Annotated in this window: 17 protein-coding genes, 2 tRNA genes, 3 rRNA genes and 3 pseudogenes; 10 read left to right on the forward strand and 15 right to left on the reverse strand. The window is 51.0% G+C overall.

Going from position 1 to position 23,966, the window contains the following annotated elements:
• Positions 1–326 precede the first annotated feature (326 nt).
• From pyk to H3L95_RS10020, 4 genes are all read left to right on the forward strand, one after another.
• Positions 327–1,799 (forward strand): pyruvate kinase, encoded by a 1,473-nt coding sequence (pyk, locus tag H3L95_RS10005; RefSeq protein WP_040668777.1) that lies wholly within the window; start codon positions 327–329, stop codon positions 1,797–1,799.
• A gap of 252 nt (positions 1,800–2,051) precedes the next feature.
• Positions 2,052–2,429 carry a hypothetical protein gene (locus H3L95_RS10010; protein ID WP_241429735.1) on the forward strand — a complete coding sequence of 126 codons (378 nt, stop codon included), beginning with the start codon at positions 2,052–2,054 and terminating at the stop codon, positions 2,427–2,429.
• Between the two features lie 373 nt (positions 2,430–2,802).
• Complete coding sequence (locus tag H3L95_RS10015; RefSeq protein ID WP_003759746.1) at positions 2,803–4,215, forward strand: OmpP1/FadL family transporter; 1,413 nt, start codon at positions 2,803–2,805, stop codon at positions 4,213–4,215.
• Positions 4,216–4,533: 318 nt separating this feature from the next.
• Complete coding sequence (locus H3L95_RS10020; RefSeq protein ID WP_003759749.1) at positions 4,534–4,725, forward strand: hypothetical protein; 192 nt, start codon at positions 4,534–4,536, stop codon at positions 4,723–4,725.
• A gap of 235 nt (positions 4,726–4,960) precedes the next feature.
• Here H3L95_RS10020 and H3L95_RS10025 read toward each other — a convergent pair whose 3' ends face one another.
• Positions 4,961–5,329, reverse strand: coding sequence for a hypothetical protein (locus H3L95_RS10025; protein WP_003759753.1), 369 nt, complete (start codon positions 5,327–5,329; stop codon positions 4,961–4,963).
• Positions 5,330–5,424: 95 nt separating this feature from the next.
• On the opposite strand from H3L95_RS10025, the gene efeU reads away from it, so the two are divergent.
• From efeU to efeB, 3 genes are all read left to right on the forward strand, one after another.
• Complete coding sequence (gene efeU / locus H3L95_RS10030; RefSeq protein WP_003759754.1) at positions 5,425–6,261, forward strand: iron uptake transporter permease EfeU; 837 nt, start codon at positions 5,425–5,427, stop codon at positions 6,259–6,261.
• Between the two features lie 54 nt (positions 6,262–6,315).
• Positions 6,316–7,479, forward strand: coding sequence for an iron uptake system protein EfeO (efeO, locus tag H3L95_RS10035; protein WP_040668779.1), 1,164 nt, complete (start codon positions 6,316–6,318; stop codon positions 7,477–7,479).
• A 482-nt stretch (positions 7,480–7,961) separates the two neighbouring features.
• On the forward strand, positions 7,962–9,230 hold the full coding sequence (efeB, locus tag H3L95_RS10040; RefSeq protein WP_040668781.1) for an iron uptake transporter deferrochelatase/peroxidase subunit: 1,269 nt from the start codon (positions 7,962–7,964) through the stop codon (positions 9,228–9,230).
• A 275-nt stretch (positions 9,231–9,505) separates the two neighbouring features.
• Here efeB and H3L95_RS10045 read toward each other — a convergent pair.
• Positions 9,506–9,718, reverse strand: a pseudogene (locus tag H3L95_RS10045) (IS30 family transposase); the annotation flags it as partial.
• Positions 9,719–9,873: 155 nt separating this feature from the next.
• On the opposite strand from H3L95_RS10045, the pseudogene H3L95_RS14315 reads away from it, so the two are divergent.
• Positions 9,874–9,998: pseudogene (locus H3L95_RS14315) on the forward strand (IS481 family transposase); the annotation flags it as partial.
• Between the two features lie 185 nt (positions 9,999–10,183).
• Here H3L95_RS14315 and H3L95_RS10050 read toward each other — a convergent pair.
• The 10 genes from H3L95_RS10050 to H3L95_RS10095 form a co-directional block, all read right to left on the reverse strand.
• Positions 10,184–10,483, reverse strand: coding sequence for a ComEA family DNA-binding protein (locus tag H3L95_RS10050; RefSeq protein WP_040668782.1), 300 nt, complete (start codon positions 10,481–10,483; stop codon positions 10,184–10,186).
• Between the two features lie 349 nt (positions 10,484–10,832).
• Positions 10,833–10,946: ribosomal RNA gene (gene rrf / locus H3L95_RS10055) — 5S ribosomal RNA — on the reverse strand.
• 93 nt (positions 10,947–11,039) lie between these two features.
• Positions 11,040–13,931: ribosomal RNA gene (locus H3L95_RS10060) — 23S ribosomal RNA — on the reverse strand.
• 431 nt (positions 13,932–14,362) lie between these two features.
• Positions 14,363–14,438, reverse strand: a tRNA-Ala gene (locus tag H3L95_RS10065).
• 6 nt (positions 14,439–14,444) lie between these two features.
• A tRNA-Ile gene (locus tag H3L95_RS10070) sits at positions 14,445–14,521 on the reverse strand.
• A 101-nt stretch (positions 14,522–14,622) separates the two neighbouring features.
• A 16S ribosomal RNA gene (locus H3L95_RS10075) occupies positions 14,623–16,163 on the reverse strand.
• Together the 16S, 23S and 5S rRNA genes with 2 tRNA genes alongside form the textbook arrangement of a ribosomal RNA operon.
• A 464-nt stretch (positions 16,164–16,627) precedes the next feature.
• The gene (gene dksA, locus H3L95_RS10080; RefSeq protein WP_003744416.1) at positions 16,628–17,044 is read right to left on the reverse strand and encodes an RNA polymerase-binding protein DksA; all 417 of its coding nucleotides are present in this window, start codon (positions 17,042–17,044) and stop codon (positions 16,628–16,630) included.
• A gap of 193 nt (positions 17,045–17,237) precedes the next feature.
• Positions 17,238–17,792 (reverse strand): YggT family protein, encoded by a 555-nt coding sequence (locus tag H3L95_RS10085; protein ID WP_003759775.1) that lies wholly within the window; start codon positions 17,790–17,792, stop codon positions 17,238–17,240.
• A 2-nt stretch (positions 17,793–17,794) separates the two neighbouring features.
• On the reverse strand, positions 17,795–18,592 hold the full coding sequence (gene proC, locus H3L95_RS10090; protein WP_003759777.1) for a pyrroline-5-carboxylate reductase: 798 nt from the start codon (positions 18,590–18,592) through the stop codon (positions 17,795–17,797).
• Between the two features lie 266 nt (positions 18,593–18,858).
• Positions 18,859–19,566 (reverse strand): YggS family pyridoxal phosphate-dependent enzyme, encoded by a 708-nt coding sequence (locus H3L95_RS10095; protein ID WP_003759781.1) that lies wholly within the window; start codon positions 19,564–19,566, stop codon positions 18,859–18,861.
• Between the two features lie 179 nt (positions 19,567–19,745).
• Between H3L95_RS10095 and H3L95_RS10100 the strand changes: the two genes are divergently transcribed.
• A complete protein-coding gene (locus tag H3L95_RS10100; RefSeq protein WP_003759783.1) occupies positions 19,746–20,792 on the forward strand; it encodes a type IV pilus twitching motility protein PilT in 1,047 nt (348 codons plus the stop codon).
• Between the two features lie 169 nt (positions 20,793–20,961).
• Positions 20,962–22,194: a PilT/PilU family type 4a pilus ATPase gene (locus tag H3L95_RS10105; RefSeq protein WP_003759784.1), complete on the forward strand. Its 1,233-nt coding sequence runs from the start codon at positions 20,962–20,964 to the stop codon at positions 22,192–22,194.
• A gap of 369 nt (positions 22,195–22,563) precedes the next feature.
• Here the strand turns inward: H3L95_RS10105 and H3L95_RS10110 are convergent, their stop codons facing one another.
• The 3 genes and pseudogenes from H3L95_RS10110 to H3L95_RS10120 form a co-directional block, all read right to left on the reverse strand.
• Complete coding sequence (locus tag H3L95_RS10110) at positions 22,564–23,400, reverse strand: FKBP-type peptidyl-prolyl cis-trans isomerase N-terminal domain-containing protein (RefSeq protein WP_003759786.1); 837 nt, start codon at positions 23,398–23,400, stop codon at positions 22,564–22,566.
• Position 23,401: 1 nt separating this feature from the next.
• A pseudogene (locus H3L95_RS10115) lies at positions 23,402–23,518 on the reverse strand (IS5/IS1182 family transposase); the annotation flags it as partial.
• Positions 23,519–23,576: 58 nt separating this feature from the next.
• A complete protein-coding gene (locus H3L95_RS10120) occupies positions 23,577–23,759 on the reverse strand; it encodes a hypothetical protein (RefSeq protein WP_003759788.1) in 183 nt (60 codons plus the stop codon).
• Positions 23,760–23,966: the final 207 nt, after the last annotated feature.

Genomic DNA, 23,966 nt, shown 5'->3' on the forward strand with positions numbered 1-23,966 from the left:
TGTGGTTTCAGACGACCTATTCACACTATATACATCCATTTAAGAAGGGTCGTCTGAAAAGTGGCAGACGGTATTGTAGCGGATTGCCGCCTCAAACGTATGTAAAATTAAATTTAGCCTAAGTCATAAAATCCTGTAATTTTCCACCAATCATTTAACTTTGGGAGTAAAATCCCAAAATATTAATTTGCATCATGATTTACGGCTTGGATGTCTCGACGTAAGTTTTAGATTTACAATTTCAGACGACGTTGGGATGCTATTTTGTAATTTTCCAACAAAGCCGTATGCCATTTATCAACGGATTGACCGAAAGGACGCTTCACATGAGTAATGCAAAACGCGATGTAACCCGCATCAGCCACAACACCAAAATCGTCGCTACGTTGGGGCCGGGCAGCAACAATGTCCAGTTGTTGGAAGACATGATCCGTGTAGGCGGTCTGAATGTCGTCCGTTTCAACTTCAGCCACGGCACGCCTGAATTCCATCAGGAAAACGCCCGCATCGTGCGTGAAGCGGCAAAACGCGCCGGACAGGAAATCGCCATCCTCGCCGACTTGCAAGGTCCGAAAATCCGCGTCGGCAAAATCGCCGGCGGCAGCATTGAATTGAACAAAGGCGAAACGCTGGTACTTGATGCCGCGCTCGAAGGCGAAGGCACGCGCGACGCGGTCGGTTTGGATTACCGCGACCTGCCTAATGATGTCGTTGCAGGCGATGTTTTGTGGTTGGACGACGGTTTGCTGACTTTGACCGTGGAATCCGTTGAAGGCAGTAAGATTGTTACTAAAGTTGAAAACAGCCATGTGTTGAAAAGCAACAAAGGTATCAATAAGCGCGGCGGCGGTTTGTCCGCAGGCGCGTTGACCGAGAAAGACTTCCGCGACCTGAAAACCGCGATTGCCATCGGTTGCGACTACCTCGCCATCAGCTTTGTGAAATCCGCCGAAGATTTACACACTGCCCGCGCCAAAGTCGAAGAAGAAATGAAAGGCAGTACTGCCGTTCGCCCCGGTTTGGTTTCCAAAATCGAACGTGTGGAAGCGATTGAAAACTTGGACGAAATCATCCTCGCCAGCGACGGTATCATGGTAGCGCGCGGCGACTTGGCGGTCGAAGTCGGACACGCAGCCGTCCCCGCCCTGCAAAAACGCATGATCCGCCGCGCACGCGAATTGCGCCGCTTCAGCATTACGGCAACCCAAATGATGGAATCCATGATCACCAACCCCGTCCCGACCCGCGCGGAAGTCAGCGATGTGGCAAACGCGGTATTGGACGGCACCGATGCGGTGATGTGTTCCGCCGAAACCGCCGTCGGCGCGTATCCGTTTGAAACCGTCAGCCAAATGGCGATTATTTGCGCCGCTGCGGAAAAAGAACAAGATTCGCTCAACGGCGTTGCCGAACAGGTCGAGTATCCCGAAGCCGTCAGCACCAACTTGGCGATTGCCGGCGGCGCGGTCAGCGTGGCGCGCGCGGTTCACGCCAAAGCCATCGTCGCCCTGACTGAAAGCGGTTCGACCGCCTTCGAAGTCAGCCGCCACAACATCACTTTGCCGATTTTCGCGCTGACCCCGAGCATTTCCGCCCAACGCCGTATGGCGATGTACCGCGGCGTGCGCCCGCTGATTTTGGCGACCAGCACCGACCACGATACCGCGCTGAACGAAGTGGAAGCCATGTTGGTCGAACATAAAATCTTAAGCTCCGGCGACCAATACATCATCACCAGCGGTTCGCAAATGCGCGAATCCGGTTCGACCAATACGCTGGAAGTATTGCGCGTTAAATAATCGATACACAAACGGCAGATAAATAAGAGGTCGTCTGAAAACTTGGAAACGGGTTTTCAGACGACCTTTCGTTTTCTTTTGAAGCAAGATTTTTGAGCACTGAAACACTAGGAGTCTATAATTTTTAAGAACCCCAAGTCTAGACGCAAAGACAGAAAAGTGTGCTGCTTTGAAAGCTGGAGAATATCTAACAGGCTTGAGGGCTAATGTAAGAGCTTCAACCAATCAACTTTCAATAAGAAAGAGATGAATATGCCCAAAGATCAAATGAAAGATAATTTTTTTGACCTTATAGAAGAATTTCTAAATTTATTTAATCAGAGAGATTTTAAACAACTCGAAATCAAATTTCAGATTAACAAAGGTGTGTATGAGGAAATTTTGGAAGAACTGGATGATGAAAATCTTTTAGCTAAAAAATTATCATTACCTCCCAAAGCAATAGCATTGACCGCACGAAATGATAATAGGGCAATATTTGAAACATATGAAATGAATGGTACAGAAGAAGTTATAGGAATCGAATGCTGTTTATATGCAGATAACAAGGAAACTGACCTAACTCTAGAAGGTCGTTTTCATAAAAAAGATGGCAAATTTATTTTTGTTTATCAGGGTATTCGTGCATAAAGCTCTATATAGAGGGAACCAAGTCATCAATAAACCCCGCAATGACATCTTTACCACAGTCCCGCCCTCTCCTATCTACGCAACACACAAGTTTTTCCGAAAGCGTCCAAAAATATTAGGCAAACGCGATAACGTGGTATAGAATCGAGTACCTACACTAATCAAACGGAATGACCGTTAGGAAACAACCGTATTTTGATTGAAAACCGCCGTCCTTCAGCCTCAAAATTCGCGCAAAAGCAGCTTGCAGGATTTTCGCTTCAAGGACCATCGTTTCAATTCAACATGCCGATTCCAAACCGTCAGCCCTCTCCTGATACGGAGGCGTTTGTTTCAGACGACCTCTTTATTATTTACACGCAGGTACAAGAAAATGACACACTCACCCATCAAACAAACCGTAATCTTACTCAGCGCAGTCTTCTTCTCCGGCGCAGTCCACGCTTCGGGCTACCATTTCGGTACGCAGTCGGTCAACGCGCAAGGTACTGCCAACTCTTCCGGCGCAGAAGCCGCCGACGCATCGACCATCTTCTACAACCCTGCCGGCCTGTCCAAACTCGACAGCAGCCAAGTTTCCGTCAACGCTAACATCGTCATCCCCAGCATCCACTACGAAGCCGATTCCGCACAATACTATCAAGGCGGCGATGTTTCCGGCTCGAAAAGCGGCAAAATCACCAAAACCACCGTCGCCCCGCACTTCTACGGCGCATACAAAGTCAATGACGATGTAACTTTAGGCTTGGGCGTGTACGTCCCCTTCGGCTCTGCCACCGAATACGAAAAAGATTCCGTACTGCGCCACAACATCAACAAACTGAGCCTCACCAGCGTCGACATCGAACCGGTCGTCGCTTGGAAAGCCAATGAAAACCACGCTTTCGGCGCAGGCCTGATTGCCCAATATTCCAAAGCCGAATTGCGCAAATATTCCGACTGGGACGCCTCCGGCTCCATCAGCCAACTTGCCAGCGGTCTTGCCTCACGCGCCGCCGGCCGCCCTGTCTCCGTCAGCGCGCAAGGCAAATCTGACGGACACGCCGAAGTAAAAGGTCACGACTGGGGCTTCGGCTATCAACTTGCTTGGATGTGGGACATCAACGACCGCGCACGGGTTGGCGTGAACTACCGCTCCAAAGTAACCCACACCCTAAAAGGCTCGGCAGAATGGGAAGCCGACGGCGCATACGCCCGCCGCGCTTGGGATTTGGGCGCACTTGCCGCCCGCGGTTACGTTCCGCATGAAAAAGCAAGTGTCAAAATTGTAACCCCCGAATCACTGTCCGTTCACGGCATGTACAAAGCCACCGACAAATTCAACCTGTTCAGCGATGTAACTTGGACGCGCCACAGCCGCTTCAACAAAGCGGAACTGGTTTTTGAAAACACCAAAAACGTCGTCAACGGCAAATCCGACCGCACCGTTATCACCCCCAACTGGCGCAACACTTACAAAGTCGCGCTCGGCGGTTCTTACCAAGTGACCGACCCGCTGCAACTGCGCGCAGGTATCGCCTTTGACCGCTCGCCCGTCAAAAACGCCGGCTACCGCATGAACAGCCTGCCCGACGGCAACCGCATCTGGTTCTCGCTCGGCGCGAAATACCATATCGGTAAAAACCACGTCCTCGATGCCGCTTACAGCCACATCCACATCAACGACACCCGCTACCACACCGCCCGAGCCACCGGCAGCGATGTAGACAGCAAAGGCGCATCCAGCGCGCACTTCAAAAACCACGCCGACATCATCGGCCTGCAATACACTTACAAATTCAAGTAAACTGTTTTGCGCCGACATCAAAAGGTCGTCTGAAAACCAATATCAATCAAGGTTTTCAGACGACCTTTTGCCATAAATTGGCATCAGGAATGCTTCCTTCCGCCTCCCATCGGACGGGTACACAGAATAAGGACGCCGTCTCAGCCGAACGCAGAAAGAATCAATAAAAAACCTCCCTGTTTGGAAGACCAGGGATAGGTGCTTAATTTATCAAATTAATAATTATGACGAACTTTTTACCCCGGCCCCTACCTTAAGAAGTAAAGCAGTCCAATTATGCGAACTGTCCGCCATAAACGATAAAGGGCTTCAAAGTGAATGAATAATTTCCAAATACTTTTGCTTCTAGGCATCTTGATGATGCTTCTCCCCATCCTTCTCTACAAAAAAGGCTGGGTAAAACCCGTCAAACCCGCCGAATCCGACAGCCGTCCTCCGATTTTCTGGATTTCGATAACGGTCGTCATCATGCTCGGCATCATTTCTTTAATCAGGTGGATGGAATGGTAATCGACATGAAGGGAAGGTCGTCTGAAACCTCGATATTCGGATTTTCAGACGACCTTTTTATTTAGCTTATTGGTGTTCCAATATTCCCAGACATACGGACAAACAGCGTTTCCGGGAAAACGTATGACGTTGATTCGCTTTGTTTTGCGGTAAATTCTGACGCTGCCTTTTGGCTTGTTTAAATAATGGTTTACTGATGAAATAATAAAAATTATTTGCATTTGTGCGACTCCGTTTATAAACTCTTACTTTTAAGACAGACAGATGGCGGTACTTTGTCAGACTTGAGATAAAGAGACGGCGGAATCAGATATCCGATAGATATTTTTGGCGTATCAGACAGTATTTCAAACCCGATATTTTCAAACAAAATTTCTACTGCCCTGTCTAACTGGGATCGTCTGAATTTTTTAGAGAGGTTTGTCATGTCCGTCATGCTGATACCGATAGCCCTTTTCTTCTCTTTCTTCTTTAGGGCGTTGGACGGTGACACGCTCATTTGTTTTAGCCGTAACAAGTTTTTCAGCCGCGAGCTTTTGTATTGCGGAACAGTTGTCCGAAGGGAAGCCTGTGGTTCGGCCATGAAGGTTTCGATAGGCTTCATGAATATTTGCTGCGTGTGAATCCGAATGCGGTGAAGGCAAAATGGACTGGTTTTGGTCCTTATATGGATATTAAGTTTTAAGGTTTGTTTTATATATGTTGATTGCTTTTTTGATTATGTTGCGCGAGGGCATCGAGGCGGCTTTAATCGTCGGTATCGTCGCGGGTTTTTTGAAACAGTCGGGACATTCGCGGCTGATGCCTAAGGTGTGGCTGGGCGTGGCTTTGGCTGCGCTGATGTGTTTGGGCATCGGATACGGCATCCATTCGGCAACGGGCGAGATTCCGCAGAAGGAGCAGGAATTTGTGGTCGGCGTTATCGGTTTGGTGGCGGTGGCGATGCTGACTTATATGATTTTATGGATGAAAAAAGCCGCCCGTTCGATGAAGCAGCAGCTTCAGGATTCGGTTCAGACGGCCTTAAACCGCGGCAACGGTCAAGGCTGGGCTTTGGTCGGTATGGCGTTTCTGGCTGTGGCACGCGAGGGGCTGGAGAGTGTGTTTTTCCTCTTGGCGGTGTTTCAGCAGAGTCCGACTTGGTCTATGCCCGTCGGCGCGGTATTGGGGCTGCTGGCCGCAGTGGTCATCGGCGCGCTGATTTATCAGGGCGGTATGCGTCTGAATCTGGCGAAGTTTTTCCGCTGGACGGGCGCGTTTTTGATTGTGGTGGCCGCCGGTTTGGTGGCCGGTTCGCTGCGTGCGCTGCATGAGGCGGGCGTGTGGAACCACCTGCAAGAGGTGGTGTTTGATTCTTCCAAATACCTGCATGAAGACAGCCCGCTGGGCGTGCTGCTCGGCGGCTTCTTCGGCTATACCGACCACCCGACGCAGGGCGAGGTGCTGGCTTGGCTGCTGTATTTGGTTCCGGTAATGATTTGGTTTCTGCACGGCAGCAGGCCCGCCGCGGTGCAGAAGTCGTCTGAAAGCCATTAGTGGCGCTCAAAAATTCCGTATCTCATTCTTATCAACATGCCAAAGAGGTTTGAAATGAAAAAACTCAATATAACTGCTTTATCCGTGATGCTGGCTTTGGGTCTGACCGCGTGTCAACCGCCCGAAGCGGAAAAATCCGCGCCTGCCGCGTCAGGTGCATCAAGCGCGAATGCCGACGGCACCGTCAACGTCGGCGTGAACGACACCGCTTGCGAACCGATGGAACTGACCGTACCGAGCGGACAAGTCGTGTTCAACATCAAAAACAACAGCGGCCGCAAGCTCGAATGGGAAATCCTCAAAGGCGTGATGGTGGTTGACGAACGCGAAAACATCGCCCCCGGACTTTCCGACAAAATGACCGTTACCCTGCTGCCGGGCGAATACGAAATGACTTGCGGCCTCTTGACCAACCCGCGCGGCAAATTGGTAGTAACCGACAGCGGCTTTAAAGACACCGGCAACGAAGCCGATTTGGAAAAACTCGCCAAACCGCTTGCCGACTATAAAGTTTACGTCCAAGGCGAAGCCAAAGAGCTGGTTGCCAAAACCAAAGCCTTCACCGACGCCGTCAAAGCGGGCGACATTGAAAAAGCCAAATCCCTGTTTGCCGCCGCCCGCACCCACTACGAACGCATCGAGCCGATTGCCGAACTCTTCAACGAACTCGACCCCGCCATCGACGCGCGTGAAGACGACTTCAAAGACAAAACCGAAGACGCGGCCTTCACCGGCTTCCACCGCATCGAACACGCCCTGTGGGTCAAAAAAGACGTATCCGGCGTGAAAGACATTGCCGACAAACTCATGAAAGACGTTGAATCCCTGCAAAAAGAAATCGACGCCCTCTCCTTCCCGCCAAACAAAGTCGTCGGCGGCGCGGCAGTGTTGATTGAAGAAGTTGCCGGCAGCAAAATCAGCGGCGAAGAAGACCGTTACAGCCACACCGACTTGAGCGACTTCCAAGCCAACATCGAAGGCGCGCAAAAAATCGTCGAACTCTTCCGTCCGATGATTGCCGAGAAAAACAAAGCCCTGCTCGAGAAAGTCGATGCCAACTTCAAACAAGTAACCGACATCCTCGCCAAATACAAAACCAAAGACGGCTTTGAAACCTACGACAAACTCAGCGACGAAGACCGCAAAACCCTTCAGGCACCGATTAACGCCCTTGCCGAAGACCTGAGCCAACTGCGCGGCACACTGGGTCTCAAATAAACTTTTTACCCGCCCGTTTCAGACGACCTTTTGAGATACAAGGGGTCGTCTGAAAACTTATCGCTGATGCCCTCTCCCACGAAAAGGGAAAGGCCGTAGCGTGGGCTTTGCCCGCGAAAAACCCGAATACAGAAATCGTAGGCTGGATCGGGTTTGCCAACCCAACCTGCCCCTGCTGACAGCCGTATCAAAAATTAAACGGGTTAGCTGTATCGCCGTTCCAAGATTCAGCTTCCTGCGAAGCTTGGTTTGCCCCAAATGCAAGCATTTCGGAGGTCCGCTAATCCTCCGGTAGAAGAACAGGTAGGGTGTGTGGCGCAGCCACGCACGTGGAAATCGCGCATCCCTTACCATTTATTGGATTGATCGATGATTCAAAGTTTTCAGACGACCTTAAACGTCGTCTGAAAATTCAAAATAGCAAACTTAAACAAAACAACCGCGTACATACCGCAGCCCGAATCCCCGCAAAGGACTCCGCCATGAGCCAAGACAACTCACAACCCACCCAACCGACCAAACGCACCCTGTTCAAAACCGTCCTTGCCGCAGGCGCAGCCGGCGCGGCAGGCTGGTTCGCCGGCAAACAACAAGGCGAAACCGCCGCCGAGACCCGTCTCAACGAACACTCCCCGCAAGCCTACCCCTGCTACGGCACGCACCAAGCCGGCATCACCACCCCGCACCAACTCTTCGGCATCATGTGCGCCTTCGACGTAACCGCCAAAGACCCCAAACAACTCGAAAACCTCTTCCGCACCCTCACCGCCCGCATCGAATTCCTCACCCAAGGCGGCGAATACCAAGACGGCGACGAAAAACTCCCCCCCGCAGGCAGCGGCCTGCTCGGCAAAACATTCCGCCCCGACGGCCTCACCATCACCGTCGGCGTCGGCAGCAGCCTCTTTGACGACCGCTTCGGACTCAAAGACAAAAAACCCCGTCATCTCCAAGAAATGCGCGACTTCCCCAACGACCGCCTCCAAAAATCATGGTGCGACGGCGACCTCAGCCTCCAAATCTGCGCCTTCACCCCCGAAACCTGCCAAGCCGCCCTGCGCGACATCATCAAAAACACCGCCCAAACCGCTGTCATCCGCTGGAGCATAGACGGCTGGCTGCCCAAAGCCGAACCCGGCGCCATCGCCGCCCGCAACCTCTTAGGCTTCCGCGACGGCTCCGGCAATCCCGACGTATCCGATCCCAAAATTGCCGACCAAGTTCTCTGGACAGGCATCGCCGCCAACAGCCAAGACGAACCCGCCTGGGCGAAAAACGGCAGCTACCAAGCCGTCCGCCTCATCCGCCACTTCGTCGAATTCTGGGACAGAACCCCCTTGCAGGAACAAACCGAAATCTTCGGCCGCCGCAAATACAGCGGCGCCCCCATGGACGGCAAAAAAGAGAGCGACACCGCCGACTTCGCCAAAGACCCCGACGGCAAAACCACCCCCAAAGACAGCCACATGAGGCTCGCCAACCCGCGCGACCCCGAGTTCATGAAAAAACACCTGCTCTACCGCCGCGCCTTCAACTACTCCCGCGGCCTCGCCGCCAACGGCCAGCTCGACGTCGGCTTGGTGTTCATCTGCTACCAAGCCAACCTCGCCGACGGCTTCATCTTCGTCCAAAACCTGCTCAACGGCGAACCGCTGGAAGAATACATCAGCCCCTTCGGCGGCGGCTATTTCTTCATCCTGCCCGGCGTCGAAAAAGGCGGCTTCCTCGCCCAAAGCCTGCTCAGCGCGTGAACACAGGTCGTCTGAAACCTGACGGTGCATAGGTTTTATGCGTCAAACGCTCCCTGAAAAAGGTCGTCTGAAAACCAAGTATTCCGGTTTTCAGACGACCTTTCTGTCAAATAGGCTCAGACTTGGGACAAACCGAACCCGTAGCGTGGGCTTCGCCCACGACCTTCTCCCCAAACATCCGAATCCAATCATCTCTGTTTATTCGTGGATAGAACCCACGCTACGGGCAGCTTGGTTTTTTAATCAGCATTATGAACCGTCATCCCCACGCAGGCGGGTTTGCTGCATATTCTGAGATGTTGCCACAAAGTGCCGCTGTTGCTTTTGTCTTGGCGGAGGTAGCGGTAAACGGTGCTGTGATGGAGTGTGATCCCGTGGTGTTTGCGCAGGTAGGCGCATACCTGTTCGGGACTGAGTTTGCGGCTGATGGTGCTTTTGTGGCGGTTAAGCTGTTTGGCGATTTCGGTGACGGTGCAGTGGCGGGACAGTTATTGGATGTGGTATCGTTCGTCTTGGGTCAGTTGTGTGTAGCTCATGGCAATCTTTCTTGCAGGAAAGGCCGTATGCTACCGCATACTGGCCTTTTTCTGTTATGGAAAGTTGCATTTCAAATGCGAATCCGCCGAATACTGAAACATGAACGCACAAAAACACCCGCCTCACTCTATACCACCAAGACATTTAGCAGGCCTACACACAAGGGAAAGCGTTACCTCCCCGGTACGCCGCTACCAAGTCAGCCGTATCACCATCTACAGCGCACTTAAAGAAGGCTGAAAGGGGTAAGTAACAATATTGTAGGAATCGCCGAAACGTTACATTTTCTTTCCCTGCCCTTTGCCACGGTAACAAGATCGGTTCAACAAACAAAAACGCCCACTCCCTTCCGGGATTGGACGTTTTTTAGTTTGGCCATCGTATTCACCTTCAATTCCATGAATACGCAAATAAGGCTATTTTTTAGGTGATGGGACGGCGTTTTTAGCTTTTGGGTTGGCAGGTGCGGGGGTGACGGTTGCCTCCGCCTTCAGTTTGGAGAAGATACCCTCACCGATACCTTTGACGTTTTTCAACTCCTCGACCGATTTGAAGGCACCATGTTGTTGACGGTAGTCCACGATGGCTTTGGCTTTGGCAGGGCCGATACCGGGCAGGGCTTCCAACTCGGACGGGGAAGCGGTATTGATGTTGACGGCGGCCAGCGACAGCGAAGCGGTCAGCAGGGAGAGGGCGGCAAAGAGGAATTTTTTCATAAGAAGATACTCCATAGTTTGTGAATGCGGATGATGCCTGTGTGTGCGGCACCGTAAAATAGTTGGCTATCATATCCGTCTTACCGTTTCCGTTCAAACGATACCTGAAGATTTCTTGGTTTACTATCTCTTTATGTATTGATTCTGCAACATCCCTATTCTACCCGCACCCTCCCTATCCGTCACATTTACCTGCTGCGCTATCGTCGCACCCGCCTATCTCCACTCGTGAGCAGTCAGCCATAGCAAGAAGGCAAGGAACGGCAATGACGAGTTTCAAGTAAAGGTATGAATAAAATATGGGGTAAAAGTAAAAGCCCCCGACATCTGTCAGGGGCTTAGAATAGGTGTTTGGCAGTGACCTACTTTCGCATGGAAGAACCACACTATCATCGGCGCTGAGTCGTTTCACGGTCCTGTTCGGGATGGGAAGGCGTGGGACCAACTCGCTATGGCCGCCAAACTTAAACTGTACAAATCGGCAAAGCCTTAATCAATATATTTGGTGATGACTGAATCAGTCAGTAAGCTTTTTATTTGAAGTTCTTCAAATGATAGAGTCAAGCCTCACGAGCAATTAGTATGGGTTAGCTTCACGCGTTACCGCGCTTCCACACCCCACCTATCAACGTCCTGGTCTCGAACGACTCTTTAGTGCGGTTAAACCGCAAGGGAAGTCTCATCTTCAGGCGAGTTTCGCGCTTAGATGCTTTCAGCGCTTATCTCTTCCGAACTTAGCTACCCGGCTATGCAACTGGCGTTACAACCGGTACACCAGAGGTTCGTCCACTCCGGTCCTCTCGTACTAGGAGCAGCCCCCGTCAAACTTCCAACGCCCACTGCAGATAGGGACCAAACTGTCTCACGACGTTTTAAACCCAGCTCACGTACCACTTTAAATGGCGAACAGCCATACCCTTGGGACCGACTACAGCCCCAGGATGTGATGAGCCGACATCGAGGTGCCAAACTCCGCCGTCGATATGAACTCTTGGGCGGAATCAGCCTGTTATCCCCGGAGTACCTTTTATCCGTTGAGCGATGGCCCTTCCATACAGAACCACCGGATCACTATGTCCTGCTTTCGCACCTGCTCGACTTGTCGGTCTCGCAGTTAAGCTACCTTTTGCCATTGCACTATCAGTCCGATTTCCGACCGGACCTAGGTAACCTTCGAACTCCTCCGTTACTCTTTGGGAGGAGACCGCCCCAGTCAAACTGCCTACCATGCACGGTCTCCGACCCGGATTACGGGTCTGGGTTAGAACCTCAAAGACACCAGGGTGGTATTTCAAGGACGGCTCCACAGAGACTGGCGTCTCTGCTTCAAAGCCTCCCACCTATCCTACACAAGTGACTTCAAAGTCCAATGCAAAGCTACAGTAAAGGTTCACGGGGTCTTTCCGTCTAGCAGCGGGTAGATTGCATCTTCACAACCACTTCAACTTCGCTGAGTCTCGGGAGGAGACAGTGTGGCCATCGTTACGCCATTCGTGCGGGTCGGAACTTACCCGACAAGGAATTTCGCTACCTTAGGACCGTTATAGTTACGGCCGCCGTTTACTGGGGCTTCGATCCGATGCTCTCACATCTTCAATTAACCTTCCAGCACCGGGCAGGCGTCACACCCTATACGTCCACTTTCGTGTTAGCAGAGTGCTGTGTTTTTAATAAACAGTCGCAGCCACCTATTCTCTGCGACCCTCCGAGGCTTACGGAGCAAGTCCTTAACCTTAGAGGGCATACCTTCTCCCGAAGTTACGGTATCAATTTGCCGAGTTCCTTCTCCCGAGTTCTCTCAAGCGCCTTAGAATTCTCATCCTGCCCACCTGTGTCGGTTTGCGGTACGGTTCGATTCAAACTGAAGCTTAGTGGCTTTTCCTGGAAGCGTGGTATCGGTTACTTCATGTCCGTAGACACTCGTCGTCACTTCTCGGTGTTAAGAAGACCCGGATTTGCCTAAGTCTTCCACCTACCGGCTTAAACAAGCTATTCCAACAGCTTGCTAACCTAACCTTCTCCGTCCCCACATCGCATTTGAATCAAGTACAGGAATATTAACCTGTTTCCCATCGACTACGCATTTCTGCCTCGCCTTAGGGGCCGACTCACCCTACGCCGATGAACGTTGCGTAGGAAACCTTGGGCTTTCGGCGAGCGGGCTTTTCACCCGCTTTATCGCTACTCATGTCAACATTCGCACTTCTGATACCTCCAGCACACTTTACAATGCACCTTCATCGGCCTACAGAACGCTCCCCTACCATGCTAGTAAACTAGCATCCGCAGCTTCGGTTATAGATTTGAGCCCCGTTACATCTTCCGCGCAGGACGACTCGACCAGTGAGCTATTACGCTTTCTTTAAATGATGGCTGCTTCTAAGCCAACATCCTGGCTGTCTGGGCCTTCCCACTTCGTTTACCACTTAATCTATCATTTGGGACCTTAGCTGGCGGTCTGGGTTGTTTCCCTCTTGACAACGGACGTTAGCACCCGCTGTCTGTCTCCCGAGGAACCACTTGATGGTATTCTTAGTTTGCCATGGGTTGGTAAGTTGCAATAACCCCCTAGCCATAACAGTGCTTTACCCCCATCAGTGTCTTGCTCGAGGCACTACCTAAATAGTTTTCGGGGAGAACCAGCTATCTCCGAGTTTGTTTAGCCTTTCACCCCTATCCACAGCTCATCCCCGCATTTTGCAACATGCGTGGGTTCGGTCCTCCAGTACCTGTTACGGCACCTTCAACCTGGCCATGGATAGATCACTCGGTTTCGGGTCTACACCCAGCAACTGTTCGCCCTATTAAGACTCGGTTTCCCTACGCCTCCCCTACTCGGTTAAGCTCGCTACTGAATGTAAGTCGTTGACCCATTATACAAAAGGTACGCAGTCACACCACAAGGGTGCTTCCACTGTTTGTATGCATCAGGTTTCAGGTTCTATTTCACTCCCCTCCCGGGGTTCTTTTCGCCTTTCCCTCACGGTACTGGTTCACTATCGGTCGATGATGAGTATTTAGCCTTGGAGGATGGTCCCCCCATATTCAGACAGGATTTCACGTGTCCCGCCCTACTTTTCGTACGCTTAGTACCACCGTTGAGATTTCGAATACGGGACTATCACCCACTATGGTCAAGCTTCCCAGCTTGTTCTTCTATCTCGACAGTTATCACGTACAGGCTCCTCCGCGTTCGCTCGCCACTACTTGCGGAATCTCGGTTGATTTCTTTTCCTCCGGGTACTTAGATGGTTCAGTTCTCCGGGTTCGCTTCTCTAAGTCTATGTATTCAACTTAGGATACTGCACAGAATGCAGTGGGTTTCCCCATTCGGACATCGCGGGATCATAGCTTTATTGCCAGCTCCCCCACGCTTTTCGCAGGCTTACACGTCCTTCGTCGCCTATCATCGCCAAGGCATCCACCTGATGCACTTATTCACTTGACTCTATCATTTCAAGAACTTCTCTGACTTTGCCTGACATTCCGTTGACTAGAACATCAAACTTGAATTTCCTACTCTGATAAAGCTTACTGCTTGTTGTGTCTTAATCCCGCCTTTTGTCTTTCGGGATTAAGTCGATACAATCATCACCCAAATACTGCACCTGTTTTTCTTTTCCTATCCAGGAGACAACTGACCGTTTGCAATCGGTCAATCATCAAAAACAGACACATTGTCTTTGTTTGTTGATTTCGGCTTTCCAATTTGTTAAAGATCGATGCGTTCAATATTGCTATTTACTTCGCAAATCAAAATGAGCTGATTATTATAGCAGCCTTTCTTTTTCCGTCAAACTGATTCGTCAGCAGACTTCTCTTTGGAAAAAAAGAAAGCAGTTACACTGCCTTTTTAACTCGCTTTGATTTGGAAAGTATTGGTGGAGGCAAACGGGATCGAACCGATGACCCCCTGCTTGCAAAGCAGGTGCTCTACCAACTGAGCTATGCCCCCCGTTCTTGGTGGGTCTGGGAGGACTTGAACCTCCGACCCCACGCTTATCAAGCGTGTGCTCTAACCAGCTGAGCTACAAACCCGGATTCTCTTCTTAAGCGAACCTTGTCTTCACTCAAGCATTTTTCCGCATCTTCTACAGTTTACCGATAAGTGTGAATGCAACAACCTCTTCTTTCTCTAGAAAGGAGGTGATCCAGCCGCAGGTTCCCCTACGGCTACCTTGTTACGACTTCACCCCAGTCATGAAGCATACCGTGGTAAGCGGGCTCCTTGCGGTTACCCTACCTACTTCTGGTATCCCCCACTCCCATGGTGTGACGGGCGGTGTGTACAAGACCCGGGAACGTATTCACCGCAGTATGCTGACCTGCGATTACTAGCGATTCCGACTTCATGCACTCGAGTTGCAGAGTGCAATCCGGACTACGATCGGTTTTGTGAGATTGGCTCCACCTCGCGGCTTGGCTACCCTCTGTACCGACCATTGTATGACGTGTGAAGCCCTGGTCATAAGGGCCATGAGGACTTGACGTCATCCCCACCTTCCTCCGGCTTGTCACCGGCAGTCTCATTAGAGTGCCCAACTTAATGATGGCAACTAATGACAAGGGTTGCGCTCGTTGCGGGACTTAACCCAACATCTCACGACACGAGCTGACGACAGCCATGCAGCACCTGTGTTACGGCTCCCGAAGGCACCCCTCCGTCTCTGGAGGGTTCCGTACATGTCAAGACCAGGTAAGGTTCTTCGCGTTGCATCGAATTAATCCACATCATCCACCGCTTGTGCGGGTCCCCGTCAATTCCTTTGAGTTTTAATCTTGCGACCGTACTCCCCAGGCGGTCGATTTCACGCGTTAGCTTCGCTACTAAGCAGTCATGCTGCCCAACAGCTAATCGACATCGTTTAGGGCGTGGACTACCAGGGTATCTAATCCTGTTTGCTACCCACGCTTTCGGGCATGAACGTCAGTGTTATCCCAGGAGGCTGCCTTCGCCATCGGTATTCCTCCACATCTCTACGCATTTCACTGCTACACGTGGAATTCTACCTCCCTCTGACACACTCTAGTCACCCAGTTCAGAACGCAGTTCCCAAGTTGAGCCCGGGGATTTCACATCCTGCTTAAGTAACCGTCTGCGCCCGCTTTACGCCCAGTAATTCCGATTAACGCTCGCACCCTACGTATTACCGCGGCTGCTGGCACGTAGTTAGCCGGTGCTTATTCTTCAGGTACCGTCATCAGACAGGGGTATTAACCCCGCCCTTTTCTTCCCTGACAAAAGTCCTTTACAACCCGAAGGCCTTCTTCAGACACGCGGCATGGCTGGATCAGGCTTGCGCCCATTGTCCAAAATTCCCCACTGCTGCCTCCCGTAGGAGTCTGGGCCGTGTCTCAGTCCCAGTGTGGCGGATCATCCTCTCAGACCCGCTACTGATCGTCGCCTTGGTAGGCCTTTACCCCACCAACTAGCTAATCAGATATCGGCCGCTCAAACAGCGCAAGGCCAAATGGTCCCCTGCTTTCTTCCTCAGAAGATATGCGGTATTAGCTAATCTTTCGATTAGTTATCCCCCACTGCTCGGTACGTTCCGATATGTTACTCACCCGTTCGCCACTCGCCACCCAAGAAGCAAGCTTCTCTGTGCTGCCGTCCGACTTGCATGTGTAAAGCATGCCGCCAGCGTTCAATCTGAGCCAGGATCAAACTCTTATGTTCAATCTCTAACTTTTTAACTTCTGGTCTGCTTCAAAGAAACCAACAGGACAATGTCTAAAACATCATCTTGTCTGTCTTTCAAACAGTGTGAGGCTGTCGCACTCACACTTATCGGTAATCTGTTTTGTTAAAGAGCGAAAACGAATTATAAAGCATTTCATCTCATTGTCAATCAAAACTTTTCTTAAAACCTCGAAAAATCAGACCAACTGTGATATACTTACCTGTTCGTTCAATCACCGCCGAAGCAGCGAAGAACCGAACTATACCCCCCTCCTCAAAAACCGTCAACTCCCAAACAACAAAAAATCCCACAAAACTAAACAACAACCTGAAATACAAAGACTTTTATTTCAAAATATTCTCAAACCAAACTCAATCAACAGCAAAGGTCGTCTGAAACCTCTTTCAGACGACCTTTTCATTTTCTTACTGTCTAATTCAATTAGCCGATTTCGTTATACTTAGTCGGCAAACTGTTTTTTCATGCGTTCGCGGCGTTCTTGTGCTTCTACGGAAAGTGTAGCAGTCGGGCGGGCAAGGAGGCGTTTGAGGCCGATGGGCTCGCCGGTATCTGCGCAGAAGCCATATTCGCCTTCGTCAATGCTGCGGATGGTTGCTTGTACTTTGCCTAGAAGTTTGCGCTCGCGGTCGCGGGTACGCAATTCCAGCGCGTACTCTTCTTCTTGAGTAGCGCGGTCGGCAGGATCGGGAGCCGATTCGTGTTCTTGCAGGTGGCCGGTGGTGGCAGATGCGTTTTCAATCAGTTCGTCTTGCATTTTTACCAGCAGTTCGCGGAAGAATGCCAACTGATCGCTATTCATGTAGTCTTCTTCCGGGCCGTCCCAATTCAAAATGTCTTGTTCTGTCAGCTTTGCCATAATTTTTCTTTCAATCTATTGCAGGAAACAAAATACTACTCAAGTGGTTTATTTTATTGATTTCTTAGGACTTCTTTTCTCAAGCCCGTTTGGAAATGGCGGCATGATACCATGTTTTCACAGTCGTGTTTTTGATTTTCACTTTTTTGCATTTTGCTTACGTCATACTGCAAATTCTTAATGAACTCGCTGTCTATTGCAGTAGCCACAAGTTGATTTGGCGGGTAATTTGGGGCGATAGACTGCTTAACCAGATCCACAGTAATAATGCCAATATACTACCTGAAAAATCGTAGCGTCCGTACTTTAAAAACTGCACAGGAGAAAGTATGGGGCGATATATCCGTTCCAACGCGACGGAAAGTTGGGAATAGGGATCTTTAATACTGAGCGCCATGCGGATAAACAACCCTATCAACAACACATAAGCCGCTGATTTAATTGTATTCAATACTGCCAGTATAAAATTGGCGATGATGATTTTTGCGCTGAATGCGGTAGGCTGCGCCACTAAAGTAATGAAGGTGAATGCGATGTAATATAACAACAGTCCTGACAACAGGCAGGCTGGGTCGTATTTTTTAACCGGCAGAATTTTATGCAGCGGGTTGACCAGCCAATCGGTTGATCGCTTGCTGAACGCCAAGAGCGCATGATTTTCACTCAATCCCGCCGCTTGCAGGAAGAGACGTGCCAAACACAGGATAACGATGCCGTCGGCAAGCAATATCAATAAATCTCCGCGCATTTTCAGACGACCTTATATTGTTGTGCCATTTCCTGCGAACGCTTGACGCAGGCTTCCACGCCTTGGGCAATGGCTTCGGCGACGCGGCATGATTTGAACGTTTCGATGGCTTCGTGGGTGGTTCCGCCTTTGGAAGTAACGTTTTGCTGCAATTGCGCGAAGTCTTCGCCGCTTTGCTCTGCCAAGGCGACTGCACCTTTAAACGTGGCGAGACTGAGGGCGCGGGCATCTTCTTCGCTGAACCCTTGCGCCTGAGCGGCGGCTTGCAGCGCGCTAAGCAGGTAAAAGACGTAGGCAGGACCGCTGCCGCTAATGCCGGTGATATTGTGCAACTTGTCTTCTTCGTCCAGCCAAACGGTCAAACCGACGGAACGCATAATCCGGTCGGCGGTGGCGCGGTCGGCTTCGGATACTTCGGCTTCGGCAAACATGCCAGATACGCCCAAACCGATTTTTCCCGGCGTATTGGGCATGGTGCGGACAATGCGGCGTATTCCGCCAAGGTAGCGGCTGAGGGTATCAATAGACAAACCGGCAGCGACGGATAGCACCAATGCGCCGTTGACACGAACGTTGCGGCACGCGGCTTCCATATCCTGCGGCTTGACGGCAAGAATCAAAACGTCGTCTGAATGCAGTTCGGGCAGGGATTCAGAAACTTCAACATTCAATTCTTTTGCCAAACGCTCGCGTTTTTCCGCGCCGCGGTTGGCGATGTGGATGCGGTATCTGCCCTGTTTGACCAATCCGCCCGCGATGGCGGCTGCCATATTGCCACCGCCTAAAAAGTAGATGTTCATAAATTTCCTTAAATTTTTAAATGAAATACATTTTACTTGGAGTCGTCTGAAATGCCGTTCCCACCAAAGCGGAAAATTTCAGACGACCTTTTTACCAACGGACGCTTTCAGGCAGCGATGTTCGGTATAAACCTTGTTTTTTCAAAAATCTATTGCCTCCGGCTTTTTGAGCTTGCACCAGTCTGACAAGGACGAACATAGATACCAGTCCATCAACCGACAACCCGTTATCGTCAAACAAAGTAAAATGACCGAGATAATCTGTTTTATTGGCTGTCTTTCCCTTTTGGTTCCCGTCTGCCGAAGATCGCGCTGCCGATGCGCACATGCGTTGCGCCGCACGCGACCGCCACAGGCATATCGTCAGACATTCCCATAGACAACACATCCGCGTGTACACCCGCCGCATTCAGGTCGGCAAGCAGTTTCTGCATGGTTTGGAACTGAACACGCAATTCTTCATCATCGCTGTCGGCTTTGGCGACACACATCAACCCGCGTACGACCACATTCGGCAACTTCGCCACTTCCACCGCCAGCGCGACCGCCTCATCGGGCGCAACGCCGTGTTTCGCCTCCTCGCCCGCGATATTGACTTCGATGCACACCTGCAAAGGCGGCATTTCGGACGGACGCTGTTCGCTCAGGCGGCGGGCGGTTTTCAGACGACCTATCGTATGCACCCAATGCGCGCGTTCGGCGACAAATTTGGTCTTGTTTGACTGCACATCGCCGATGACGTGCCAAACAATGTCGGGCAAATCCGCGAGCGTTTCCGTTTTTTCGTACCACTCCTGAATATAGTTTTCACCAAAATCGCGCTGCCCTGCGGCATATACCTCGCGGATGTCGTCTGAAGGGAAGGTTTTGCTGACGGCAATCAGACCCACTTCGCCCGCCTGCCTGCCCGCCTTTTGCTCGGCTTCGGCAATGCGGCGGCACACCTCCGCATAATTTTGTTGCAATACCGACATGATTTCTTCCTTTATTACATCAATTACAGCGATTTTGAAAATTTTACTTGGTCTGAACGGTTTATGTATTTAAAATAATACAATTTATCGGAACCTGAACAGGGAAATGCCCGGCATTCCGCATCCGCATTTTAAATCGGGTTCCGCCTCATTATTCTAAACTAAAACAAGGCCACATTATGCAGATTACCGACTTACTCGCTTTCGGCGTCAAAAACAAAGCTTCCGACCTTCACTTAAGCGCCGGAATGTCCCCCATGATCCGCGTTCACGGCGATATCCGCCGCATCAACCTGCCCGAAATGTCCGCCGAAGAAGTCGGCAACATGGTTACTTCGGTCATGAACGACCACCAGCGCAAACTGTTCCAACAAGATTTGGAAGTGGACTTCTCCTTCGAGCTGCCCAACGTCGCCCGCTTCCGTGTCAACGCATTTACCTCCAACCGCGGCCCTGCCGCCGTCTTCCGTACCATTCCGAGCGCCGTATTGACGCTGGAAGACCTGCGCGCCCCGCGTATTTTCCAAAAAATCGCCGACAACCCGCGCGGCTTGGTATTGGTAACCGGCCCGACCGGTTCCGGTAAATCCACCACGCTGGCGGCGATGATCAACTACATCAACGAAACCCAACCCGCACACATACTCACCATCGAAGACCCGATCGAGTTCGTCCACCAAAGTAAAAAAGCCCTCGTCAACCAGCGCGAGCTGCACCAACACACCCACAGCTTCGCCAACGCCCTGCGTTCCGCATTGCGTGAAGACCCCGACGTAATCCTCGTAGGCGAGATGCGCGACCCCGAAACCATCGGCCTCGCGCTGACTGCCGCCGAAACCGGCCACTTGGTATTCGGTACGCTGCACACCACCGGCGCCGCCAAAACCGTGGACCGTATCGTTGACGTATTCCCGGCCGGCGAAAAAGAAATGGTGCGTTCGATGTTGTCCGAATCCCTGCGCGCAGTTATTTCGCAAACCCTGCTGAAAACCCGCGACGGCAACGGCCGTGTCGCCGCACACGAAATCCTCATTTCCACCCCCGCAGTGCGCAACCTGATCCGCGAAAACAAAATCGCCCAAATCAACTCCGCGCTGCAAACCGGTCAATCACACGGCATGCAAACCCTCGACCAAGCGCTGCAAACCCTCGTCCGCCAAGGCACCATCAGCCCCGACGTAGCCCGTAGCAAAGCGCAAAACAGCGACAGCATGACCATCGTCTGATAAATACATTCCATTATCGGGAACAAACCAGGTCGTCTGAAAACGCAGTTTACACAACGAGGAAACCCGTTTCCCGTTTTCAGACGACCTCCGCAAGGCAGGCAACACCCAATAACAAACAAACCGCCCGCCGGTCTCAATATTCACTTACTGATAAAGAGTACACAAAATGAGCGAAACAACCCCTTTACACGACTTACTCAGCGAAATGGTGCAAGCCTACTCGCAAAAAAACCAACCGCCGCACATCCCCACCCCTGCCGAAATCGGCACACACCTCCATCCCCTGCTCGACCGCATGTGCGTCGAAGCAGAAAAACGCGGCGCATCCGACATCTTCATCAGCGCAGGCTTCCCGCCTGCCGTCAAAGTCAGCGGCACCCTGACCCCCGTCCCGCACAAAGCCCTGACCGGCGAAGACACAGCCGCCATCGTCGAATCCACCATGAACCCCGAGCAGCTTGAGACCTTCAACCGCGAATGGGAACTCAACTACTCCGTCCAATCCCGCAGCAACACCCGTTACCGTGTCAACGCCTACCACGAACAAGGCCGCGTCGGCATGGTCTTGCGCCGCATCAACCAAGAAATCCCCGAAATGGAGAGTCTCGGCCTGCCCGCCAAACTCAAAGACCTCTCACTTTCCCCGCGCGGCCTGCTGATCCTTGCCGGCCCGACCGGTTCCGGTAAATCGACCACCATGGCATCCATGCTCGACTACCGCAACCACAAAATGCCCGGCCACATCGTCACCATCGAAGACCCGATCGAATTCATCTACAAACCCCGCCGCAGCATCTTCACCCAGCGCGAAGTCGGTATCGACACCAACGACTGGAAAATCGCCGTCCAAAGCGCAATGCGTCAAGCGCCCGACGTCGTCTGTATCGGCGAGGTGCGCAGCGAAGCCAGTATGGAATACGCCCTCCAGCTTGCCCAAACCGGCCACTTGTGCGTCTTCACCATCCACGCCAACACCGCCGCCCAAACCATCGAGCGTATCATCAACTTCTACCAAGAAGACCGACGCAAACAAGTCCTCATGGATTTGGCGCTCAACCTGACCGGCATCATCGGCCAGCGCCTCGCCATCAAGAAAAACCGTAGCCAGCGTACCGCCGTCGTCGACCTGCTGCTCAACACGCCCGCCATGCAGGATTTGATTTTCAAAGGCGAACTCATGGAAATCCGCGAACTCATGATGCGCTCCGGCACAGACGGCATGCAGACCTTCGACCAACACCTGTTCGAACTCTACATCCAAGGTCAAATCGAATACGACGAAGCCCTGCGCCAAGCCGTTTCCACCAACGACCTGCGCCTGCGCATCCAAATGCACGAAGAAGGCAACGACCCCGACCGCCTCTACGACCGCATCAGCGATTTGAACCTGATTTCGTAAACACCCGATTTCAGGTAAGACAAAGGTCGTCTGAAAACCCAAGAACCAGGTTTTCAGACGACCTTTATTCATTCAATATAGTGGATTAACTTTAAATCAGGACAAGGCGACGAAGCCGCAGACAGTACAGATAGTACGGAACCGATTCACTTGGTGCTTCAGCACCTTAGAGAATCGTTCTCTTTGAGCTAAGGCGAGGTAACGCCGTCCTGGTTTAAAGTTAATCCACTATATTTGATACGGCGATTATCCGCCCCTTATCAAGAAGGTTTTAGGGAGAGCGCAACCATCGGATTGGCTTTAACCAGAACCAACACCCAGTTTTGCATGAGCGCTAATCTTAATGCCCTCTTTGCCGGAAGAAGCAGATTACCGAATACGATGTTTGCCGTTTCTGTCGATTTTGACCAATTTGACGTCGAATATCAAAACGGAATTCGGACCGATTTTATTGCCAAGCTTTTCTTCTCCGTAAGCGAGTTTGGCAGGAATATAAAAGGTAGCCTCGCCGCCTGCTTTCAAAAGCTGCAAACCTTCTATCCAGCCCGGTATGGTTTGGTCAAGCCGAAAAGAGATAATGCCGCCTACTCCATCATCACTTACACCTTCTTTACTGCTGTCGAAGACAGTACCGTCAATCAGGCGGCCTTCATATTCGACATGTACGAGATCGTTTTTCCGAGGCTGTCTGCCTGTACCCTCTTTGATCATTTTGTACTGCAAACCGGATGCTGTTGTTTTCACGCCCTCTTTAGTGGCATTTTCTTTCAAAAAAGCCTCACCTTTTTCTTTATTGGCTCGTGCTTCTTCCTCGTATTTTTTGTTTGCTTTGTAGTGGAGTTCCTCCATGATTCCCATCAGAGCTGTGCTGGCTTCTGGTTCACTCAATTTGGTCTGTTTACCATCATATACAGACTGTACGGCATTAAAGAAGGCTTTCATATCGACCTCAAAACCCAGATCCTTTAGCTGCTTCACAGAGCCGCCCATTACTATCCCCACTGCATAGCTATCTTTTTCAACCTGACTTTTGAAAGATGAAGATTTATCTGATTCAGCAGACGCCTCAGTCTCTTTTGCAGTTGTACCGTCAAGGGATGAAGGCGTGGTCGTAGTTGAAGAAGTATCGGGGGTTTTATTGCTGCAAGCTGTCAGGGAAAACGTGGCAATAAGTGCCAACATGCTTAATTTCAGAGTTTTATTCATAATATAGTGGATTAAATTTAAACCAGTACGGCGTTGCCTCGCCTTGCCGTACTATCTGTACTGTCTGCGGCTTCGTCGCCTTGTCCTGATTTAAATTTAATCCACTATATTTCTCTTTGGCGGGAAATTGGAAGAAGCAGGGATTATAACCTTCGCATAAAGAAATCAGAAAAAAATCATACAAACACGATAAAAAAGGTCGTCTGAAAACCCAAAAACCCAGTTTTCAGACGACCTTTGTCGCGCTTATGGCAATAAAGCCACACCAACCAATGTAAACCGCCATTTAAGCCTTTATCATTTTCTCCGCACTCCGCCTCCGCTGCCAAACGCACCCCTCTCCACACAGCAAGGTTCATAAATCTTCATACTTTTCATCGCACTTCACGCAAATTATAAATCGCGCACCTCGATATTTCGGACGATACAAATTCAGCCGTTTCAATGAATTACAAACGTTAAGCACTTGAGAAGATGGGTAACGCCTCGGCAAAGGCGGTTGCGGCTCATCCGCAAGCATCCGATACTGGATTCGTCGGAAGCAGAAACACGCTTCCTGTTTATCC

The organism is Neisseria sicca, assembly GCF_014054945.1.
Classification (GTDB): Bacteria; Pseudomonadota; Gammaproteobacteria; order Burkholderiales; family Neisseriaceae; genus Neisseria; species Neisseria sicca.

Bases quoted from the DNA above. Each gene is read 5' to 3' on its own strand.
- efeO (WP_040668779.1), top strand. From the start codon at position 6,316: ATGAAAAAACTCAATATAACTGCTTTATCCGTGATGCTGGCTTTGGGT.
- H3L95_RS10100 (WP_003759783.1), top strand. From the start codon at position 19,746: ATGCAGATTACCGACTTACTCGCTTTCGGCGTCAAAAACAAAGCTTCC.
- dksA (WP_003744416.1), bottom strand. From the start codon at position 17,044: ATGGCAAAGCTGACAGAACAAGACATTTTGAATTGGGACGGCCCGGAA.
- H3L95_RS10015 (WP_003759746.1), top strand. From the start codon at position 2,803: ATGACACACTCACCCATCAAACAAACCGTAATCTTACTCAGCGCAGTC.
- efeB (WP_040668781.1), top strand. From the start codon at position 7,962: ATGAGCCAAGACAACTCACAACCCACCCAACCGACCAAACGCACCCTG.
- H3L95_RS10095 (WP_003759781.1), bottom strand. From the start codon at position 19,566: ATGTCGGTATTGCAACAAAATTATGCGGAGGTGTGCCGCCGCATTGCC.
- H3L95_RS10010 (WP_241429735.1), top strand. From the start codon at position 2,052: ATGCCCAAAGATCAAATGAAAGATAATTTTTTTGACCTTATAGAAGAA.
- H3L95_RS10050 (WP_040668782.1), bottom strand. From the start codon at position 10,483: ATGAAAAAATTCCTCTTTGCCGCCCTCTCCCTGCTGACCGCTTCGCTG.
- H3L95_RS10120 (WP_003759788.1), bottom strand. From the start codon at position 23,759: ATGAACCTTGCTGTGTGGAGAGGGGTGCGTTTGGCAGCGGAGGCGGAG.
- H3L95_RS10020 (WP_003759749.1), top strand. From the start codon at position 4,534: ATGAATAATTTCCAAATACTTTTGCTTCTAGGCATCTTGATGATGCTT.
- H3L95_RS10025 (WP_003759753.1), bottom strand. From the start codon at position 5,329: ATGAAGCCTATCGAAACCTTCATGGCCGAACCACAGGCTTCCCTTCGG.
- H3L95_RS10085 (WP_003759775.1), bottom strand. From the start codon at position 17,792: ATGCGCGGAGATTTATTGATATTGCTTGCCGACGGCATCGTTATCCTG.
- H3L95_RS10110 (WP_003759786.1), bottom strand. From the start codon at position 23,400: ATGAATAAAACTCTGAAATTAAGCATGTTGGCACTTATTGCCACGTTT.
- H3L95_RS10105 (WP_003759784.1), top strand. From the start codon at position 20,962: ATGAGCGAAACAACCCCTTTACACGACTTACTCAGCGAAATGGTGCAA.
- pyk (WP_040668777.1), top strand. From the start codon at position 327: ATGAGTAATGCAAAACGCGATGTAACCCGCATCAGCCACAACACCAAA.
- proC (WP_003759777.1), bottom strand. From the start codon at position 18,592: ATGAACATCTACTTTTTAGGCGGTGGCAATATGGCAGCCGCCATCGCG.
- efeU (WP_003759754.1), top strand. From the start codon at position 5,425: ATGTTGATTGCTTTTTTGATTATGTTGCGCGAGGGCATCGAGGCGGCT.